This is a genomic window from Larkinella sp. VNQ87, from assembly GCF_049445795.1.
Lineage (GTDB): Bacteria > Bacteroidota > Bacteroidia > Cytophagales > Spirosomataceae > Larkinella.
Genome location: NZ_JBMSDT010000001.1, coordinates 533,358 through 552,329, shown reverse-complemented (window position 1 = coordinate 552,329; position 18,972 = coordinate 533,358). Strand labels below are relative to the sequence as shown.

Here is an 18,972-nt window from a genome sequence, read left to right as displayed (position 1 = left end):
CAGAAAGCCATTCCCACGTTGAGGAGTGGCTTTTTCGTGTTTTAAAAATAGTGTAATGACAGCCAAATTCAAAATATCATTTGGTAAAACAAGTTTTTGTCAATTGATAAAATTGTAACTATCGGCCCGTAATAATTTAATAATCATAAAAAAAGGCCCGTTTGCATGGCCTTTTTTATGATTATCGGAATGATAATTTTTTTTTAATCAATTATCATTTAGGCATCTAAAGCGGCTACTCCCGGTAGAGTTTTGCCTTCCATGTATTCGAGCAGGGCACCACCACCCGTTGAGACATAGCTCACGCGGTCGCCATACCCGGCGTTGTTGACGGCCGAAGCCGAGTCTCCACCACCGATCAGCGAGAAAGCGCCGTTGTCTTCCGTTGCTTTTACCACTGCATCGGCAATGGCGTTGGTACCTGTGGCAAAATTCGGGAATTCAAAGACACCCATCGGACCGTTCCAGAGGATGGTTTTTGAAGCTGCCACCACGTCGGCAAACTGTTTAACCGTATCCGGACCAATGTCCAATCCTTCCCATTCGTCGGGAATCTGGCCGGTTGCCACCACCTGGCGGTTGGCGTCGTTCGAGAAGTCGTCGGCAATCACGTTGTCGACGGGCAGGTACACATTTACACCCTTTGCTTTCGCTTTTTCGAGCAATTCGAGCGCCAGCCCCTGCTTGTCGGCTTCGAGCAGCGATTTGCCAATGTTGCCCCCCTGCGCTTTAGAGAACGTGTAGGCCATGCCGCCCCCAATGATCAGGTTATCGACTTTGTCGAGCAACTTCTCGATGATCAGGATTTTGTCCGAAATCTTGGCTCCACCCATGATCGCCGTAAACGGACGGTCGGCGTTTTCCAGCACGCGCTGGGCGTTATCCAGTTCGGCCTGCATGACATACCCGCAGACTTTATCCGTAAAAAACTGAGCAATCACCGCCGTGGATGCGTGGGCGCGGTGGGCGGTTCCGAAGGCGTCATTTACCCAGACATCGCCGAGTTTCGACAGTTTTTCGGCAAACGCCACATCGCCTTTTTCTTCCTCTTTGTAAAACCGCAGGTTTTCCAGCAGCAACACTTCACCCGGTTTCAGGGCATCGGCCTGCTCCTTTGCGGAGTCACCAATGCAGTCGTCGGCAAATTTTACCGAAACGCCGAGCATGATCGACAGCGGACCAACGAGGTGTTTCAGCGAGAATTTATCTTCCGGACCGCCTTTGGGCCGTCCCAGGTGCGACATCAGCACGCATGAACCGCCGTCTTTCAGAATTTTATTGATTGTCGGCAAGGTGGCTTTCATCCGTGTGTCGTCCGTAATCTCAAATTTATTGTTCAGCGGAACATTGAAATCGACCCGGATCAGGGCACGTTTACCGGAAAAATTGTAGGCGTCTAAGGTTTTCATACGACAGGTTTCCTGTTGGTTGGCAAAATCCGCCCGAACTTAGGAGTTTTTACCCAAACGCAACAGCCCTCTCCGTAGCTTATTGAATTAGTAATAAATTATGCGGTATTGTTACAATTTTATGGTTCGTAGTTTGGAAGAAGATGAAGTTAAATGAAAATCGGAATATAAGTACGCCGGAGCGCTGCTCCGGTGAATTTTAAAAGAGGAAGTCGAAATTAGATAAAAACCGGAAATCATTATGCAAAACAGCCATATCATAATACAAAGCGTAGGAAGCTAGAATTGGCTCCATTAATGTTGCCGCATTTGATCCAGATCCCCTTCCCAAGCTACTTTTCCCCGTAAGTTCAGAAGATCTTTTCGCCTTAACATCTTAACATAGATATCCAATGCCTGCTCAATGGCTTCTTTTTTTGTTTTCGCTTGGCTGAGTTCCATCGCCTGCCGTAGCAGGTCATCCTGAATATCGATGCTTATCTTCATGATTTACATTGCATTATGTACAAATGTAGACGAATCTTTCCAAGATTAATACCGCTCCCCGCTGCCGCCCCCGCCGAAGTCGCCCCCGCCAAACCGCAGATCATCTTTGGGTGTCAGGTGCCCGGACGTGGTGTGAATGGTCGACAGGAGTTCGGCATTCGGCAGAAAATCTTTGGGGGACTCTTCATCCGGCCGGTCGGTAAAGCCGTACCGGGGAACGCGCAAATACCGGATCAGAAGAATAGCCGTCACTATCAGCAAAATACCATTGATAATGAGGTAAAGTTCCAGCGAAAACTGTGGATGGTAATACCGCCAGGTGGCCAGCGCCAACCCCCAGCCAACGACTCCCATAATCAATAAAGGCCGCTCTTTTTGCCGAAGGCCGAAATAGAGTAAGGCTATTGGAGTCGTGATCGTGAGAAACCAGAACAAACCTGCCCACGCGATTTCGGGCGCTTCGGCCGGGCGCAGATCCAGCGTCCAGTAATTGAATTGCCGGACTGCAAAATAATTGCAACTGATCAGCAGCAGGCTCAGCGACAGCCATTCCAGCAAGATAAAATTATCCCGCCAGTAGACAAGTTGATCTCGGTTTTCGTATAGCCGGGCTAACACATACATACCCACGGAAACCATCAAGAGCACAAATGGCAGGAGTTGCTTACCGAAGGAAAACGCAAGCATCAAATCGAACATGCCAATTGTTATGGTAGCAAAAGCCGCCATTGTCAGCAGCAAATCGCTGTAATACCAGACGCTCAATAACACAAGAGGTAATAGCAGAAAACAGTATTGCCAAAGCGGCAACTGATCCGGAAAAAGCCCGACAAACCCGCCACACACTAACGCCACTGCCGCCACAACCATCGCATTGTCGACGCCGGAGCGGTAGTAGTGCCGACTTTTGATTAGATAACCGACTAACAGCCCGATCCCCAGTCCGAAAGCGATGTTAAAGAGGCTGTAGAGAATGTCGTTGTCGAACAACTTTGCGAACAAGGTTGTCAGTAAGAAATAACTTCCGCTGATGGCAACGATGGAGAAGACAAACAAACCGACTTCGATAAAACCGTTTGAGGGCCGAAAACCGACCGGAAACCTGGCCTGTATCCGCTGTTCGGTGGCTTCATCCAGCAGACCCTGCCGACGCCAGCTTGCCGTGTACTCCAGGATTTGTTTGTTGCGAACCCAGGTTTCGTTATAGGCTTTCATGGACAAAGAGCGAAAGAGTGAAAGAGCGTTCGGAGGTTCGTTGTCAGATGGAACGGCTGTTGGAAAGATAAATCGTGATGCCGATGCCGGTTATGATCCAGTAAAGATAGGTTGCTTCGTCGCGCAGGTGTAGGTAGTGAAACACCAGGTACGTGACGCCAATGTAGCCGTAAAGCGTGCTCATAAGCAGAAATAGAAACGAATGATTCTGCCGGGCATACCAGTCGAAGGCAACGCAGGTACCAGCCAGGGCGAGGGTAAACCACAGATGGTATTCCACGAAGTTGAACAGGCCGGCGAGCAGCGCGACCAGCAGCAGGTTGCCCGCGATGCTCAGCGTCGTAACGGTAAAGTGTTGTTTGATACGTTGCCGGTCCAGCACCAGCGCCCCGACCATCAGCCCCAGGCTCAGGGCAAGGGCCGAGAGCAGCACCGTCATGTCTTTCAGGTTACCTTTGAAGTAAAACTCCAGTGGCCGAACCGTCACGCCAATCCATGAGATCAGGGCCGTCAGGCCCATCGCTAATACACCCCGGTGATCAAAACCGTAGGCCAGAGCCAGAAACAGAAGGGCGGGCAAAAAGGTTACCAGACCGTAGCGGGTGCCGAAAATCGTATATTGGTATTGTAAGTATCCTTCCAGCGTCAGGAAAAGCAGGCAGCCGAGCAGCAGCGCATAATCGCCGAAGGGCGAACGGCTGTGGCTGCGGGCGTAGGAAAAAGGGCCGCGAAACCGGACCGCAAAGGCAAAACAGCCCGCGCAAAGCACCGAAAGGGCCATAATGAGCAGATTATGCCCAATTCGGTCAATGTATTTGTAAATCAGCCAGCCCGCCCCGGTTGTGAACAGCAGAATGCCAACGTACAGAACGGATCGTAATTCCCAATGGACCGAAAACGGTTTTTGGGACTCAACCGACTGAATTACCGTTCGTTGTTTCTCGTCGAGCAGACCGCGATCTGCCAGTTCCTGCAATACCCGTTCCGGGGACATATTATGAAAAAATGGTGTTATCCTTATAACGGCAAAGATGGGTAAATGGATTGAAAAATATGGCAAACAGACCCCAGCAGATCGAACTGCCTCCTAAATACTACCTTGACTATTTTCGATACCTGATCGGTTTCGTCCAGCGAATGTACGGGCATCTACTGAACGATGCGGAAAAGGAATTCATCCGCCGGTTCAACGCGCTGACCGAGGACGCGCAGTGCATGTACGTGCGGTTCAGCAACCGGCGGGGGACTTTCTTCCGGATTCAGAAACTGCAATACAAAGAGATTGACGACCTTCCGGCGGCTGTGGGCGAACTCCTGATCAACGGGTTTATCGAACGGCTCAACCCGCACCACGAACTGCTCGGTGAGGAGGTCCTGAACACGTTTACCAAGCCCGAATTGCTGGAACTGCTGCCGCTGGAACCGGAAGAACTCAAACCACTGGGCAAAGCCAAAAAAGAAAATATCGTACGGTATGCGCTGCACGAACTGGCATTTTCGAAAATTGTCGAAAGCCTGACGAAGTACGAAACCGTCGTGAAGCCGAACTTCGATGCGGAAGTGATGATGCTGAAGTACCTGTTTTTCGGCAACCGCTCGGGCGACATGACCGAGTTTGTGATCCGGGACCTTGGCATGGTGACCTTCGAACGCTACGACGAGTCGAAGCTGACGGCCCGGTTTTCGACCCGCAAGGAGGTGGAAGACAAGCTGTTGATTTCGCTGACCAACGAGGAGTTTCGCGAACTGCGGGATTCGGTGACGCCCCCGGAAGACGTTTTCAACTGGTTTATGAACTGGGACGAAGCCAAACCGACCCTGAGCGAAATTGCGATGCCGGGCTACGCCAAACTTGTTACGCACGTTGGCGGTTACCTCGAACGGCAGAAACTGCCTGAACAGGCCATGCAGGTTTATGGCCTGACCGACCGCGTTCCGGCCCGCGAACGGCGGGTGCGGCTGTTGTTCAAATCGGGTCTGGCGGAAGAAGCGTTGGCCCTCTGCGATGAAATCGCGCTGAACCCGCAGAACGCCGAGGAGCGGTATTTTGCCAACGACTTTCGGGAGAAAATTTTGAGCGCAGGCGAAAAAAAACGCAGCCGGAAGGCCACCACCCGGTTTTTGTCCGACGCCGAAAGTGTCGATATTCCCGCGATTTACCGGCACCACGTCGAAGCGGGCGTCATGAACCACTTCTTCGAAACCGGCTGGGAAGCGGCTTTCACCGAAAATTACCCCTGGCGCGGGTTGTTCGGGCTGGTGTTCTGGGATATTATCTACGACGCCAACGTGCAGGCCATTCACCATCCGCTGCAACGGGCACCGTCGGATTTTTACCTGCCGGATTTCTACGTAAAGCGGGAAGAACAGTTGAAAAAGCGCCTGGCTGATCTGAAAACCCGCGACGACTGGAAGCGCCACATTGAGACGGTTTTTATCGAAAAATACGGCATCACCAACGTGCTCGTAGACTGGAACGAAGAGCTGCTAAACCTGAATCGGCAAATGGTTGAGGTGCTCGAACCGAAGCAATTAAGCCTGATTTTGCTCGAAATCTCGCGGAATCTGCGTGAAAATACGCGCGGTTTTCCGGATTTGCTCGTCTGGAACGAACAGGGCGACTACGAATTCATCGAAGTCAAATCCCCCACCGACCACCTGGGGGCCCAACAACTCCACTGGCTGGAGTTCTTCCAGCTTATCGGCGTCCGCTCTCGCGTCCTCCGCGTTCTTTGGAAGAATTAAGAGTTATGAGTTGGCTCCGCCGTTTCCTGTAAAGTGGCGGAGCCAACTCATAACTCATAACTCTTAATTCCGGAACGGAGAAAGACGGGGAAGCGGACTTCGCGCTCGGCGGGACCCCAGAGCGGTTCGAGGTCTTCGGCGAGGCTCAAAACCGGGTCGGCGCCGTGCTGGCGGAGGTACTTCTGCACGCTCGACCAGGTTCGGATGTAATTCAGAAAACGATCTAATGTCCAGTGGCGGTAGATGGTAAATTCGTGCTGCTCGACGGCCTCGAACGGGAACGGAATCCGGGCGTAATGGTCCTCGACGTGTCGGCGGTTTTCATCCCAATACGGGCCGATGATTTCTTCGTAAAAATGCAGAAAATCCGGGTCGATGGTCGGATTGATCTGAGCGCCTGCGTAGCCCCATTCGGCCACTACGGCCCCCGGTTTGGCGACGCGCCAGACTTCCCGATGAAACGCTTCGGCGTCGAACCAGTGCAAGGCCTGCGCAACCGTGATCAAGTCAAAGGACTCGTCGGCAAAGGGCGTTTGTTCGGCCGGGCAAACCGTGTAGCGGATGTTGGGTTGCTGCACGGCGTTTTCGAGTTGCTGCGCGCTGATGTCCGTGGCTTCGACCTGCTCAAAAGGCGTTGCCAGCACCCCGGCGACCTGCCCGTTGCCGGTGGCGCAATCCCAGGCTTTCCGGCGGTTGGGCACCCGCGCGAGCAGGTAGGCGTAAAGTTCGGGCGGGTAATCGATCCGGTATTTGGCGTAGAGATCGGCGTGGCCGGAGAAGCGGTCGAGGGTTGCCATGAGTGGGGTGGTTAGGGAATGACTTTTTTCCGCAATTTCGAGGTAAGGATGTAAATTTCTGGCGGGTAGGCTATATTTTTGCTTCCGTCGGAAACCGCATCCGGGGTCGGCAGGTTATCTAGGCATAAAATTCAGTTTTTTTGGCAAGCGCGTTAAACGTTGGCCGATGGCTGCGGTCTAAGCTGAAAAACCGGTCGGATGTTGGCGCATACAGTGTCGGCATATAACTTTGCTGGTCGGATTACCATTTAATCTTAACTCATTAGCTTTTAATCGCATTTACATGAAAAAAACGTTCGGAATGCTCATTGCAGGGGTATTGGCCGCAATCTCCTTCGACAGTAACGCTCAAACTGTAATACCTGACGATATCAAGGGGTTGCTGCAAAAGAATGCCTGTCTGGCTTGCCACAATCCGGATACGCGTCTGGTAGGCCCTCCTTACAAAGAGGTTGCGAAGAAAAAATATACGGATGCGCAGATTGTTGAACTGATCTACGACCCCAAACCGGAGCATTGGCCGGGTTATCCGCCGATGGCTGCGCTGAAAAACGTACCGAAAGACGAAGCCCTGAAAATCGCCAAGTGGATCAACTCCCTGGACGGCGGTGCAAAAGGTGGCGCTAAAAAACCGGCTGCCAAGAAAAAGGCATAATCGTTTACTGCTTTAACAATGACGCGTCCCGGCCAAAAGTCGGGACGCGTTTGTTATTAAAGGGCATCGGTATTTATGATCTCATGCCAGATTTTTATGATTCGATCAGTTCGTGGGCTGGCTGTGGCATACTCCAGGTGAACCGAAATACATTCATGTCGGTTTGGATGTTGTAACAACTGTTGTATCTCATTGACTAAATACGAACGAACCGAGACCGGGCTGGCTTTTATCTCATCTGCAAGCTCAACCCGGTTGTCGAACAAATAAACGATGTCCTCAAAATCGCTATTTCCTCGCAGGTCAGCGCCATGTCGCTGAGATTTGAAATCTTCCAGTTTGGTAGCAAGAAAATAGGGTGCAGAAAGGATGGGAATGCTATACGCTTTCCCAATCTGATAGTCAACGGTATGGGCTAAGCCTTCTGAATACCATTTGTTTGTAAACCCCAATACGGAGGATTCTGTTGGCATAATATCAACTGTAATGCCCTGATAAATATATCTGCAAATAACATCGGACATTATATCATTCAAAAAACCGAGTTGCAGAATCTTCACTTCTAATTTGGCGGGATCGTTGTAATTCACCAATGCTACAACCACATCGATGTCTTGTGTTGGTCTGGCTTCTGCTGCCGCCAGATCAGTGGCATAGAGTTGGACCGTGGCTCCGCCTACAAAGACAAACTTTTCTTCCAAGGTAGCCAGGGCGTCAGCAACGCGGCATAAGTGGGTTACGTTAACGTCTTGTGCCATTAGTTAACCAATATTCTTTTTTTCAATTCTTCTATTGCCAGGTTGACTTCGCGGGCTCTTCCGATCCGGATCGCATCGGTTAAGGCGAGTAACTCGTACAGCCGTTCGTCGTTTTGGATGGCGATGGCTACGCTCGGATAGAGGGGTTCGATAGCCTGCCCTCTGGCCGTGCCGTTTGCATAAGGCCATACGTAGACTTCTTTAGAAGAGATTAAGGAAGAAAGCGGTTTGGCAGAATGCGCCGTTGGAATTCCCCGGGCTATGGGGCCGGGTTGTTGGGGAAAGACGTATTTCAAGCCGTATTGCAGAAAATCCAGCAAGGCTAATGATTTTACCGTTTGATTCGCCGGGGCATATAGTCCTGCGTATGACGAGCGGGCTAACGACTCGGTTACTTCGGCTGGGCTAATGCCGAGTTCAGATGCAATGACTTTTTTAGGAAGTGGATTAAAGAACGATAAAGGTTTAAATCTGGAAATGGCTAATTGGCTATTCTCACTGCCTGTTATAATCTGCCCATCCGATACTTTATAATCGTGGATTTCCTTAGCATGCGCAGCTACCTTGAGCAAGATCATTACGTCCTGCGGGCGCATTCCGTTGTGCTTTTTCATAATTTGCGATTTGCAAATTATGAAAAAGCACATTAAACAAATAGTAAAGCAAGCGGTTTATTTATTCGACCTAAATCTTTTTGATTGGGCGAATGGTGTTTGTCGCAAAAGATAGTAGTTCGGATGAGACTTATATTAAAACCCCTCATCCACCGGTGGTTCGCTGAAAATCCGCTGGCGGACGGCTTCGTACAGGATCACACCCGTCGCCACCGAAACGTTCAGCGATTCGACCTGACCCACCAGCGGAATCCGGGCGTGGTGGTCGGCCAGGCGGAGGAGTTCTTCCGAAATCCCGTCGTCTTCCGAGCCCATGATCAGGGCCGTTGGGCCGGACATATCGACATCGTAGAGGTAATTGTCGGTTTTCTCGGTAACGGCGATGACCTTGATACCCGAGTCTTTTAGGTATTTTACGGTTTCTTCTAGATGAACTTCGCGACAAACCGGCAAATGGCTCAGCGCGCCCGACGAGGTTTTCATGGCGTCGGCGTTGATCAGGGCCGCACCCCGGGCCGGAATCACAATGCCCTGAACCCCAGCACATTCGGCTGTTCGGGCAATGGCCCCGAAATTGCGGACATCCGTAATGCGGTCGAGCACCAGTAGCAGCGGCACCTGGCCCTGCTCGTAAACGCCCGCAATCACGTTGGAGAGCTTGGCGTAATGAATGGCCGAGACGAAGCAAATCGCGCCCTGGTGGTTTTTCCGCGTGATCCGGTCGAGTTTTTCGGCCGGAACCCGCTGAATGGTCACGCGCCGTTCGAACGCCAGTTGCTGAATTTCGGGAAAGCTGCCCTCTTTGACCAGGTAAAGCCGGTCAATATCCTTGCCCGAACGCAACATTTCGGTGACAGACTGGATGCCAAACACCATTTCCTCGCTGGAATATTGTTTGGGCTTATGCTGATGATACGGATTTACTCGCGAATTGCGCCGGTTCTCCATGCTTCGACGACGGGATACCAGACGGGTTGATACTCCACATATCGCACCAGTTCGTAGTGATCCTCGACAAATTGATTCGGTTTTCGATTGAATGTAAAATTGATTTCCGACACGTTGGCGCGCTGGTTATACACCCAGACCTCGCGGTCGCGGCTGCGCTGGACGCGGTCGGGTGGACCTAACACGATGTAAATCATGCCTTTGTCGGTTTTCCAGCCTTCCTTGTAGGTCGTGAAGAGCCGGTTGGCTTCCTCAACCCGGCCATAGTACGCCCGAATGGCCCCTCGTGCCAGATTCTGATCCCCGCCCATCAGCGTCAGCCAATAGCGGTCGAGGGCTTTTTTAAAATCCGGGGCCGAATTTAGGCCGTTGATTTCGGTATTGGTGCTAACGTACAAAACCGGCTTGACCAGTTTTTCGGGCCGCGTCAGTTTCGGGAAACGCTTGTCGGCCACCACCAGACCGATGCCGTAGGTGTCGGCGGTATCTTCCAGGAAATAATACAGACCTTCTTCTGGCAGTGAGAATGGCTGATTGGTCGTCACGCTCAGGGTTGTGTCAATGTCCAGCGTCTTTGAGGCCGGGCGGGGCGTGGTGTTCATCGGTGACTGGGCCGGATCAAAATCGTGACGATACCGGTACAGGTGCAGCGATTTGGTCACGGTGCCGTTCACATCCCGGATCACGACGGTATCCCCGGCATTGACAAAGTGGTGCAATTGGGGTAGGCTGGTTTTCGGGTTGAAAAGGGCAAACCGGTCACCCAACTTGGCGGTTTTGAACCGAATCGGCAGGTCGTTCAGTACTTTCCGGCCGGTGCTAATCTCCGTGATCTCGTTGAGCATGACGCCGTTGACGGCTTTCTCCGGTTTTTTGATATCGAAGAAAACTATCAACACATCGCCGGATTCGGGCGACGCGTCGCGGATGACCGACTCGCCTGTGAGCGGCACATTGCCGTAGCCCAGCCGTTCGCGGCTGTTGTAGTCCGGGTAGATCACGTAATTATACATGAACTGGGACGTAAAGTCTTCGATGGTCGCCTTCTGGTCGCCTTTTCGAACCATGACGTTCATATAAACCCGGATCGTTGACGAATCTTTGCCCAGAAAGAACCCTTTCGTCGAAACCACTTTCCAGGTAGACGGAGTGGATTGCTGAGCGGGCTGCGCGGAGGCCGTTTGGGGACGGCTGGCCGGGCGCTCGGCCACGCGTTCGCGTTCGGTCGGACGCTCGACGCGGTTGGTGGCGGTTTCTGTCGGTTTATTCCGTTTTCCCGATGCACAGGCACCGAGCAGCATGGTACAAAAAAAGAGAATGACTAGTCGCATACTGATCAAAAGCTATTCTTCACTAGAACGAACAAAGCCGGCAATCCCATCAATGCCAACGCTTTATTTCTTCGATTTACCCGCAACCCCCTGAAGGAAGCTTAGCTCTGCCATTTTTAGCCCCCTTCAGGGGGGTGTGGGTAAACTTATTTCTTAGCCAGATAAAAGAAATCCAGACTTCCGGCGGGGATATTCGTCAATTGGTAATCCGTGTATTGGATTTCGGCCGCCAGACTGTCTGCTTCCAATAACTTGTTTCGGTTCAGACGGTTCAACAAATCGTACGGAATCTGGAGCATCCAGCGGGGCAGGCGGTGTTGCAGATCGAACACATCGTAGCGCGTAATCTTTTCCACCGATTTTTTATTCCGCTCGTAGTAGTCCATTACTTTTCCATTGCCGTGAATGCCCCGCGTTTGTACAGCGGGAAAATACCGCAAGATGAGTTTTTTCAATTCCTCGGCTGTGTATTCCCGGACATGCCACGGATTGCGGGTCAGGGAAAAAAGCCGGTTCACGGTCGTCAGCAGCAACGTTCCACCCGGTTTCAACACCCGAAACGCTTCTTTGACGAACAGATCGTCATTTTCAATGTGTTCGATGACCTGAAACGTAACGATGTAGTCAAACGTGTTATCGGCCAGCCCGCTCAGGGGCGGAATATTCGCCTGAATGAAAGTCGATTGTGGGTATTCCTGCCGCAGCGACTGAATCAAAGCATCGTTTTTGTCGATTCCGGTATAGTGATCAGCCGCCTGCGTCAGCAGTTGCAGGCCCCGTCCCCAGCCACAGCCGATTTCGAGTACCTTGCCGTGCACAAGCTGAGCCGCTTCGACGTACGGAAACAGCAGCCGCTGGTGAACGGGGTTGTCAGACGCAATCTCGGCGGAGGTTATTTCGGTGGTTTTGTACATAGATTCTGAACTCGGATTCTAGGGATTGAAATGATTGATTGGATTTAAAAACAATGATGATTCTTTTTAAATCACTGATCATTGTGATCATAACAATCATTGTAATCACAGTCCAAAGATACGGGATTTGCCAGAGCTTTAAAATTCTGTGGTGAAAGGAAGCCGTGCGGACGGCTGTTTATTCCTTCCCAGGTCGGTTGGCCTGTTTGATGGCTTTTCCGATTTCGTCCCACTGCTCGGGCGTAACGGTTTCGAGGTGATTGAATTCGCCCGCCGACAGCACTTCCCCGCCGTCGAGGGTAATGCACTCGCCGGTCAGGTAGGCCGAATAATCCGACAGCAGATAAGCCGCCAGGTTGGCGAGTTCCTGGTGGTCGCCGACGCGTTTGAGCGGAATGCGGCTGGTGGGGTCCATCATCTGCACGAGCGGTTCGGGAAAAAGCCGTTCCCAGGCTCCCTTGGTCGGAAATGGCCCCGGGGCGATGGCATTCAGGCGAATCCCGTATTTGGCCCACTCCGCTGCCAGCGATTTGACCAGGATCAGTGCCCCGCCCTTCGCCACCGCCGACGGAACTACGTAGCCCGAACCCGTGCTGGCGTAGGTCGTTGAGATGTTCAGCACCGTCCCCGGAATCTGGTTTTCGATCCAGTATTTCCCCACAGCCAGCGTGAAGTAGTACGTTCCGCGCAGGACAATATCGACTACCACGTCGAAGGCTTTGTACGATAACCGCTCGGTGGGGCTGATGAAGTTGCCCGCCGAGTTGTTGAGTAGCCCGTCGATCCGGCCAAACCGCTCAATGGTTTGTGTGATGACATGCTCGATTTCCAGCGGATTCCGGACATCGCAGGCCAGTGGCAACACCTGTCCGCCGGTTTCGGCCATCAGTTCGGCCGCCGTCGCTTCCAAAACCGGCCGCTTTCGGCTGCAAATGACAATGTTGGCACCCAGTTGAAGAAAATACCGGGCCATCGACTTACCCAGTCCCGTGCCACCCCCGGTGACGATAATCGTTTTATCGGTCAACGCTCCATCCCGGAGCATGCCTTCTGCTTTGATCATGTTCTTACAGGTTTACGGTTTTCAGTAAACAGTTTTCAGTTTTGGGTTTACCGTATTCAGTTATCTAGCTTACAGCTTTAGGCCTTCACCAACCGAAAACCGTTTGCCGAAAAGAGTATACCGTAAACTATAAACCGTAAACTGTAAATCATAAACCTAAACTAACACTATTTTCGCGTGTAAACTATAATCGTATGCATCCCGAAACACTTGCCATCTACCAAAGCCGGATGGCCGATGCCAACGCCGGAGCCGTTGTGCCGCCGATTTACCTGACAACCACTTTTGAACGGGAAGCTGATGGTTCCTTTCCGCACGGACACATTTACGGACGGGCCAGCAACCCCAACCGCGACGCGCTGGAAGCGGCTCTGGCAACGCTGGAAGGCGGTTTTGCTGGGCTGGCGTTCAGCTCCGGGCAGGCCGCCACGATGACGCTGCTGCTGGGCCTGCGCCCCGGCGATCATGTTATCATCGGTGAAGATGCCTACCACGGCACTCCGGCGCTACTCGAAGAACTGTTTCATCCGTGGGGACTGACCTACACCCGCGCCGATATGACCAATCTGGACGATGTCCGGATTTCCATCCACGAAAATACCCGATTGATCTGGATCGAAACACCGTCGAATCCGCTGCTGAAAATCGCCGATATTCAGGCCATTGCCGATCTGGCGCACCAGGCCGGGGCGTGGTGTGCCTGCGATAACACCTGGGCGACATCCGTGTTGCAACGCCCACTCGACCTCGGCTGCGATGTGGTCATGCACTCAACGACTAAGTACATCGGCGGCCATAGCGACGTGCTGAGCGGGGCGCTGGTTTTCAGGGAAGACGGCGAACTCTACCAGCGGGTTCGGCGGTTTCAGACACTCGGCGGAGCCATTGCCGCCCCGTTTGATTGCTGGATGCTGCTGCGCGGCCTGCGAACGCTTACGACCCGCGTGCGGGCGCAGTCGGCTACGGCGTTGCAACTGGCCGAATTTCTGGACCGGCATCCGGCGGTGGAAGCTGTCCATTATCCGGGCTTGGAATCGCATCCGGGCTACGCCATTGCGCAACAACAGATGACGATGGCCGGGGCTATGTTGTCGGTACAGATTAAAGACGGAGCCGAAGCGGCTATGGCCGTGGCGGCACACGTCCGGCTTTTTACGCGGGCTACCAGCCTAGGTGGGGTCGAGAGCCTGATTGAGCACCGGGCTTCGGTAGAAGGGCCCAACACGACCACGCCCCAGAACCTGCTGCGGATTTCGGTGGGCCTGGAACATGCCGACGACCTGATTGCCGATCTGGAACAGGCTTTGTTGCACGCCCGACCGGTTTAAACTGTCGCCAAGTGTTTTTTCACCTGCGTCAGTTCCTCGCTCAGCGCCCAGAGTTGGGTGGCATTGTACTGGCTCTGGGCGGCTGCGCTGGGTGTTTTCGGACGGTTTTTGGCAAAATACAAACCGGTCACGTTTTCAATTTCCGGCGACGCAGCCAAATAAATAGTTGTTTCAGCGCCCTTTTCCGGACTGATGAAAAAAGGGCGCATCAGGCCGAAAATTAGGCCCTGAAGCGTTTTGGCACTTTGCGCAAAGTTGGTTTTCACAACACCCGGATGCAGGCTGTTCGAGGTGATACCTTCGCCCGCCAGCCGGTCAGCCAGTTCCCTGGCGAACAGAATATTTGCCAGCTTAGAAGCTCCGTAGGCTTTCATTCCATCGTAGCTACGCGGTTTGGCGAGTTCGTCAAAAATGAATCCCCGGTCCCAGCGGTGGGCTTCCGATGAAACCGTCACGATACGGGGCTGATGACCTTTCCGGAGTAGGTTCAGCAGGAGATTTGTCAATAAAAAAGGGCCGAGGTGGTTGGTCGCAAACGTCAGTTCGATGCCTTCGGGCGAGTACTGTTCGGTATCGATGTACAAACCGGCGTTGTTGACCAGCACATCGAGCCGGTCGTAGCGGTCGTTGACCTCGCGGGCGGCCTGAATCACCGACGACTGGCTGGCCAGATCGCACCAGACCAGATCGACGTGCCCGGTTTTGCTGACCTGTTTGATTTCCTGCCGAACGGGCCGGGCCTTTTCCAGACTCCGGCACAGCATGATGATATTGAAACCTTTTTTAGCTAATTCGAGGGCGGTTATTCTTCCGATGCCGGAGTTGGCACCGGTAATCAGGCAAGTACGGGATACCATAGTGGTTACCTTGAGTTGGTGTAACGAAGGTAGTAACCAGCCTGCTATCAGGAAGGTTGCAAAAAAGCAATCTTATCAGCTCAACTCCTGACAGGGGCTTGACCTATGGCTGAGCTTATTTGACGACTTCCTGCTCGCGTTGGTAAAGTTCGACCAGGGTATTGACGGCGTAATCCACTTCGTCGGCGGTGTTGTACTTGCTGAACGAAAAACGGATAGCACCCCGATCTGGATCGTTATTAGGCAGGGCCGACAGGACATGCGAGCCGAGGTTGGAGCCACTGGTGCAGGCGCTGCCGCCCGAAGCCGAAATCCCGGCAATGTCGAGGTTGAACAGCAGCATGTCACTCAGATCCGAAGCGGGCAGGCTGACGTTCAAAACCGTGTACAAACTAGCGGAAAGATCGGCCGACAGCCCGTTGAATGACACGCCTTCCAACCGTTCGCGCAGTTGTTCGATCATCCGGCTTTTCAGGCTTTCGATGTGCTGGCGGTGGTTTTCCATCTGGGCGTAGGCAATTTCCAGCGCTTTTGCCAGGCCGACGATGCCGTAGACGTTCTCGGTGCCGCCCCGCATGTTGCGCTCCTGCGAACCGCCGTGAACGAACGGATGAATCGGTCCGCGACCGGATTTGGTGTTCGCGTTGACGTACAGAAAACCGACGCCCTTCGGTCCGTGGAATTTATGGGCGGCCCCAACGATGAAATCAACCGGAAGGTGCTGAAGATTATGGCGGAAATGACCCATTGTCTGCACGGTATCGGAATGAAAAACCGCCTGGTACTCCTGACAAAGCTGGCCGACGGCGTTCAGATCGAGCAGGTTGCCGATTTCGTTGTTGCCATGCATCAGCGACACCAGCGTGTCGGGATGCGCGTGCAGCAGTTCTTCCAGGTGCGCCAGATTGATGCGGCCATCTTCATCGACTTCCACCAGACTCAGTTTGATCACATTTTTTTTCGCCAGGTGTTCCAGCGTGTGCAACACCGCGTGGTGTTCGAGCGGAGACGTGATGGCGTGCGTCAGTCCGTAGGTTTCGATGGAACTCCGGATGGCGGTATTGTCGGCTTCGGTGCCGCCGGAAGTAAAAAAGATTTCGGCGGGTGAGGTGTGGAGCAGCGACGCGACGGTTTTCCGGGCCTTTTCGATGGCGGTTCGCACTTTCCGGCCGTGGGCGTGAATGGATGAAGGGTTGCCGAAGTCCTCGGTCATGAGGGGGAGCATGGCTTCCAGCACGTCCGGGTCGAGCCGGGTGGTGGCCGCATTGTCGAAGTAAGCGCGCATGTGATGTCGTGTAAAACACCACAAAGGTACGAAATTCGGCAACTACCCCCAACCCGCGTGTGGATTAGGGGCGGCTGGCTGGAATTACCGCTTGGCCGAAATGACCTCCTTGATGTCGGAAATGATTTTGTTCGCCAGGTAGTCGGCGGTCGAAAGCGTGTCGGACTCAGAATAAATCCGGATGATGGGCTCGGTGTTCGATTTCCGCAGGTGTACCCATTCCTTGTCAAATTCGATCTTGACGCCGTCGATGGTATTGATCGGATTCTTGGCGTATTTTGTCTTGATTTGCTCCAAAACCGCATCCACGTCGATGGTGGGCGTCAACTCAATTTTGTTTTTGGAAATGTAATAATTCGGGTAGGTTCGGCGCAGGATGGAGGCTGATTTGCCGAATTTTGCCAGGTGCGTCAGGAACAGCGCAATGCCGACGAGGGCATCGCGGCCCAGGTGCAGGTCCGGATAGATGATTCCGCCGTTGCCCTCGCCCCCGATGGCCGCGCCCACTTCCTTCATCAGCGCCACCACGTTGACTTCCCCAACCGCCGAAGCCGAGTGCTTCCCGCCGTACTTCTGGGTCACATCGCGCAGTGCCACCGTCGAGGAGAGGTTCGAAACCGTGTTACCGGGGCCTGATTCGGCCGGCCGGTTTTTCAAGACGTAATCAGCCACCGCCACCAGCGTATATTCTTCGCCGAACGGGGACCCGTCTTCGCAGATTAGCGCCAGCCGGTCGACATCCGGGTCAACCACGATGCCGAGGTCGTATTCGTTTTTCTCAATTTCGTGAATAATGTCGCGCAGGTTTTCGGGCAGTGGTTCCGGGTTGTGGGCAAACTGGCCCGTCGGTTCACAATGCAGTTTCTGAACGGTTTCGACGCCCAGGGCTTCCAGCAGCATCGGCACTACGATTCCGCCAGTGGAATTAACCGCATCCACCACGATCCGGAATTTCCGGGCGGCAATGACCTCCCGGTCAACCAGCGGCAGTGCCAGAATGGCGTCAATGTGTTTTTGGAGCCAGGTATCATCGGTGCGGTAACTGCCCAGCTTCCGGACTTCCGCAAAATCAATCGCTTCTGACTCGGCAATGGCGAGGACTTCCGCGCCGTCTTTTTCCGAAATAAATTCGCCGTCCTCATTCAGCAGTTTCAGGGCGTTCCACTGGATCGGGTTGTGGCTGGCCGTCAGGATGATACCGCCAGCGGCTTTTTCGCCCGTCACGGCCAGCTCGACCGTCGGCGTGGTCGATAAGCCCAAGTCAACCACGTTTAATCCCAGGCCCTGAAGGGTGGCCGAAACCAGTTTGGACACCATTTCGCCCGACAGCCGGCCGTCGCGCCCGATCACTACCGTTCGGTTTTCCGGGTGCCGTTGCCGGACCCAATAACCGTAAGCGGCCGTAAATTTTACGACATCCAAAGGCGTAAGCCCATCACCACTTCGCCCACCAATTGTTCCACGTATTCCGGAAATCGACTTAATTAATGCCACGTTGAAAGAATAAGATTAAAGTGCAGAATGGGCTGATTGTCAAATGGTTGAGCTGTTAACTGGTTGAAAGCATAGCTAATGTAAACACGAAGATGTTTAGCGGCAAACCGCATTGCGCTTCAGCCCTGATGCCATCAAACCATTGCAGCCAGTCAATTCAGCTATTACGAGCAAATATAGCGGGTTTTTTCAATCGACCGGTTAATTTATTCGATACCGGTAATCGACACCCTGGCGGTCATATTTGAGCGGGCCTGTCCGCGGAAAATCCCGGACAGCGGAGGCAGTCGGTCGTGGAAGAACGAAGCCGCCAGCGAGACGTGGTGGTTGATGACCACCGAACCCTCTGTGGGGTCGAAACCGCGCCAGCCTGCCCCCGGCAGGTAGACCTCCGCCCAGGCATGCAACTCGTGTTCCTGCTGCGGATTGCCGTACAAATACCCACTCACAAACCGGGCCGCCAGACCGATGCTGCGGCAGGCGGCAATGTACAGCACGGCATAATCGCGGCAGGAACCGTTGCGCGAAATCAGGGTCATTTCGGCCGAGGTGGCCGGTCCGAGGTCGCGGGTTTCGTAGGCAAAATTGTTGCGAATCGTCGTGCAGAGGTGCGACAGAAACGGCACGGTTTGCCACTTGGCTTCCGAGGCAATCTGCCGGGCGTATTGCTCTACCAGCGTCGTCACACCCGACCGTTCGAGGTACGGTTCGAGCAGCTTCCGGTCGGCATCGGAATACTGGAACGGAATCCGCTGGGTTTCAAACGGGAACAGCACAAAGTCGTAGGCGTTATACAGATCCGATTCCACTTCCATATCGGCCCGCACGACCAGCGAATCGGTCAGGTTGCTGAAGTAGATCAACTGCTGAACATTACCCTCAATGTCGACATTCATGACGAGTTTGCCGGGTAAGGGGTCGATGAGCAATTGATAGTCGGCCAACCGTTGATGGGGGTAAATTCTGGGGTACAAATACAGCGTATGCGGTTCCAGCGCAACGGCCGCGGAGTAGTCGTACCGGAGTTCATGCGTAACCCGAAGTTTCATGGATCTGCGGAGAAGTTTAGGCAA

18 protein-coding genes are annotated in these 18,972 nt (G+C 53.3%); 3 read left to right on the top strand and 15 right to left on the bottom strand.

Going from position 1 to position 18,972, the window contains the following annotated elements:
• Positions 1–218: 218 nt before the first annotated feature.
• The 4 genes from ACO2Q8_RS02400 to ACO2Q8_RS02385 all read right to left on the bottom strand — a co-directional run bounded on the left by ACO2Q8_RS02400 (position 219) and on the right by ACO2Q8_RS02385 (position 4,104).
• Positions 219–1,409, bottom strand: coding sequence for a phosphoglycerate kinase (locus ACO2Q8_RS02400; protein WP_423343173.1), 1,191 nt, complete (start codon positions 1,407–1,409; stop codon positions 219–221).
• A 294-nt stretch (positions 1,410–1,703) separates the two neighbouring features.
• On the bottom strand, positions 1,704–1,895 hold the full coding sequence (locus ACO2Q8_RS02395) for a type II toxin-antitoxin system VapB family antitoxin (protein WP_423343172.1): 192 nt from the start codon (positions 1,893–1,895) through the stop codon (positions 1,704–1,706).
• A gap of 45 nt (positions 1,896–1,940) precedes the next feature.
• A complete protein-coding gene (locus ACO2Q8_RS02390) occupies positions 1,941–3,110 on the bottom strand; it encodes a hypothetical protein (protein ID WP_423343171.1) in 1,170 nt (389 codons plus the stop codon).
• Between the two features lie 43 nt (positions 3,111–3,153).
• Complete coding sequence (locus ACO2Q8_RS02385; RefSeq protein WP_423343170.1) at positions 3,154–4,104, bottom strand: DUF2157 domain-containing protein; 951 nt, start codon at positions 4,102–4,104, stop codon at positions 3,154–3,156.
• A 59-nt stretch (positions 4,105–4,163) separates the two neighbouring features.
• Between ACO2Q8_RS02385 and ACO2Q8_RS02380 the strand changes: the two genes are divergently transcribed.
• Positions 4,164–5,855 (top strand): VRR-NUC domain-containing protein, encoded by a 1,692-nt coding sequence (locus ACO2Q8_RS02380; RefSeq protein WP_423343169.1) that lies wholly within the window; start codon positions 4,164–4,166, stop codon positions 5,853–5,855.
• 47 nt (positions 5,856–5,902) lie between these two features.
• Here ACO2Q8_RS02380 and ACO2Q8_RS02375 read toward each other — a convergent pair whose 3' ends face one another.
• On the bottom strand, positions 5,903–6,652 hold the full coding sequence (locus ACO2Q8_RS02375) for a class I SAM-dependent methyltransferase (protein ID WP_423343168.1): 750 nt from the start codon (positions 6,650–6,652) through the stop codon (positions 5,903–5,905).
• Positions 6,653–6,935: 283 nt separating this feature from the next.
• Here ACO2Q8_RS02375 and ACO2Q8_RS02370 point away from each other — a divergent pair, with 283 nt between their 5' ends.
• Complete coding sequence (locus tag ACO2Q8_RS02370) at positions 6,936–7,307, top strand: c-type cytochrome (protein WP_423343167.1); 372 nt, start codon at positions 6,936–6,938, stop codon at positions 7,305–7,307.
• Between the two features lie 56 nt (positions 7,308–7,363).
• Here ACO2Q8_RS02370 and ACO2Q8_RS02365 read toward each other — a convergent pair whose 3' ends face one another.
• The 6 genes from ACO2Q8_RS02365 to ACO2Q8_RS02340 all read right to left on the bottom strand — a co-directional run bounded on the left by ACO2Q8_RS02365 (position 7,364) and on the right by ACO2Q8_RS02340 (position 12,935).
• Positions 7,364–8,065 carry a hypothetical protein gene (locus tag ACO2Q8_RS02365; protein ID WP_423343166.1) on the bottom strand — a complete coding sequence of 234 codons (702 nt, stop codon included), beginning with the start codon at positions 8,063–8,065 and terminating at the stop codon, positions 7,364–7,366.
• Complete coding sequence (locus ACO2Q8_RS02360; protein WP_423343165.1) at positions 8,065–8,679, bottom strand: hypothetical protein; 615 nt, start codon at positions 8,677–8,679, stop codon at positions 8,065–8,067. The genes ACO2Q8_RS02365 and ACO2Q8_RS02360 overlap by 1 nt, the downstream gene beginning before the upstream one ends.
• 135 nt (positions 8,680–8,814) lie before the next feature.
• On the bottom strand, positions 8,815–9,627 hold the full coding sequence (gene rlmB, locus ACO2Q8_RS02355) for a 23S rRNA (guanosine(2251)-2'-O)-methyltransferase RlmB (protein WP_423343164.1): 813 nt from the start codon (positions 9,625–9,627) through the stop codon (positions 8,815–8,817).
• Entirely contained in the window at positions 9,600–10,958 is a 1,359-nt protein-coding gene (locus tag ACO2Q8_RS02350; protein WP_423343163.1) for a GWxTD domain-containing protein, read from the bottom strand. Before ACO2Q8_RS02350 ends, rlmB begins: the two co-directional genes overlap by 28 nt.
• A 146-nt stretch (positions 10,959–11,104) precedes the next feature.
• Complete coding sequence (locus ACO2Q8_RS02345) at positions 11,105–11,872, bottom strand: class I SAM-dependent methyltransferase (protein ID WP_423343162.1); 768 nt, start codon at positions 11,870–11,872, stop codon at positions 11,105–11,107.
• Positions 11,873–12,050: 178 nt separating this feature from the next.
• Positions 12,051–12,935: an SDR family oxidoreductase gene (locus ACO2Q8_RS02340; RefSeq protein WP_423343161.1), complete on the bottom strand. Its 885-nt coding sequence runs from the start codon at positions 12,933–12,935 to the stop codon at positions 12,051–12,053.
• Positions 12,936–13,129: 194 nt separating this feature from the next.
• Here ACO2Q8_RS02340 and ACO2Q8_RS02335 point away from each other — a divergent pair, with 194 nt between their 5' ends.
• A complete protein-coding gene (locus ACO2Q8_RS02335) occupies positions 13,130–14,263 on the top strand; it encodes a trans-sulfuration enzyme family protein (protein ID WP_423343160.1) in 1,134 nt (377 codons plus the stop codon).
• On the opposite strand, the gene ACO2Q8_RS02330 is transcribed toward ACO2Q8_RS02335, so the two are convergent.
• From ACO2Q8_RS02330 to ACO2Q8_RS02315, 4 genes are all read right to left on the bottom strand, one after another.
• Positions 14,260–15,120 carry an SDR family oxidoreductase gene (locus ACO2Q8_RS02330; RefSeq protein ID WP_423343159.1) on the bottom strand — a complete coding sequence of 287 codons (861 nt, stop codon included), beginning with the start codon at positions 15,118–15,120 and terminating at the stop codon, positions 14,260–14,262. The genes ACO2Q8_RS02335 and ACO2Q8_RS02330 overlap by 4 nt on opposite strands.
• Positions 15,121–15,235: 115 nt before the next feature.
• The gene (locus ACO2Q8_RS02325) at positions 15,236–16,405 is read right to left on the bottom strand and encodes a cysteine desulfurase family protein (protein WP_423343158.1); all 1,170 of its coding nucleotides are present in this window, start codon (positions 16,403–16,405) and stop codon (positions 15,236–15,238) included.
• A gap of 84 nt (positions 16,406–16,489) precedes the next feature.
• Complete coding sequence (gene glmM, locus ACO2Q8_RS02320) at positions 16,490–17,899, bottom strand: phosphoglucosamine mutase (RefSeq protein ID WP_423343157.1); 1,410 nt, start codon at positions 17,897–17,899, stop codon at positions 16,490–16,492.
• Between the two features lie 206 nt (positions 17,900–18,105).
• A complete protein-coding gene (locus tag ACO2Q8_RS02315; RefSeq protein WP_423343156.1) occupies positions 18,106–18,948 on the bottom strand; it encodes a transglutaminase family protein in 843 nt (280 codons plus the stop codon).
• Positions 18,949–18,972: the final 24 nt, after the last annotated feature.

Bases quoted from the DNA above. Each gene is read 5' to 3' on its own strand.
- ACO2Q8_RS02375 (WP_423343168.1), bottom strand. From the start codon at position 6,652: ATGGCAACCCTCGACCGCTTCTCCGGCCACGCCGATCTCTACGCCAAA.
- ACO2Q8_RS02350 (WP_423343163.1), bottom strand. From the start codon at position 10,958: ATGCGACTAGTCATTCTCTTTTTTTGTACCATGCTGCTCGGTGCCTGT.
- ACO2Q8_RS02385 (WP_423343170.1), bottom strand. From the start codon at position 4,104: ATGTCCCCGGAACGGGTATTGCAGGAACTGGCAGATCGCGGTCTGCTC.
- ACO2Q8_RS02340 (WP_423343161.1), bottom strand. From the start codon at position 12,935: ATGATCAAAGCAGAAGGCATGCTCCGGGATGGAGCGTTGACCGATAAA.
- ACO2Q8_RS02315 (WP_423343156.1), bottom strand. From the start codon at position 18,948: ATGAAACTTCGGGTTACGCATGAACTCCGGTACGACTACTCCGCGGCC.
- ACO2Q8_RS02330 (WP_423343159.1), bottom strand. From the start codon at position 15,120: ATGGTATCCCGTACTTGCCTGATTACCGGTGCCAACTCCGGCATCGGA.
- ACO2Q8_RS02360 (WP_423343165.1), bottom strand. From the start codon at position 8,679: ATGAAAAAGCACAACGGAATGCGCCCGCAGGACGTAATGATCTTGCTC.
- ACO2Q8_RS02370 (WP_423343167.1), top strand. From the start codon at position 6,936: ATGAAAAAAACGTTCGGAATGCTCATTGCAGGGGTATTGGCCGCAATC.
- ACO2Q8_RS02400 (WP_423343173.1), bottom strand. From the start codon at position 1,409: ATGAAAACCTTAGACGCCTACAATTTTTCCGGTAAACGTGCCCTGATC.
- ACO2Q8_RS02395 (WP_423343172.1), bottom strand. From the start codon at position 1,895: ATGAAGATAAGCATCGATATTCAGGATGACCTGCTACGGCAGGCGATG.
- ACO2Q8_RS02345 (WP_423343162.1), bottom strand. From the start codon at position 11,872: ATGTACAAAACCACCGAAATAACCTCCGCCGAGATTGCGTCTGACAAC.
- rlmB (WP_423343164.1), bottom strand. From the start codon at position 9,627: ATGGAGAACCGGCGCAATTCGCGAGTAAATCCGTATCATCAGCATAAG.
- ACO2Q8_RS02335 (WP_423343160.1), top strand. From the start codon at position 13,130: ATGCATCCCGAAACACTTGCCATCTACCAAAGCCGGATGGCCGATGCC.
- ACO2Q8_RS02325 (WP_423343158.1), bottom strand. From the start codon at position 16,405: ATGCGCGCTTACTTCGACAATGCGGCCACCACCCGGCTCGACCCGGAC.
- ACO2Q8_RS02390 (WP_423343171.1), bottom strand. From the start codon at position 3,110: ATGAAAGCCTATAACGAAACCTGGGTTCGCAACAAACAAATCCTGGAG.
- ACO2Q8_RS02365 (WP_423343166.1), bottom strand. From the start codon at position 8,065: ATGGCACAAGACGTTAACGTAACCCACTTATGCCGCGTTGCTGACGCC.
- ACO2Q8_RS02380 (WP_423343169.1), top strand. From the start codon at position 4,164: ATGGCAAACAGACCCCAGCAGATCGAACTGCCTCCTAAATACTACCTT.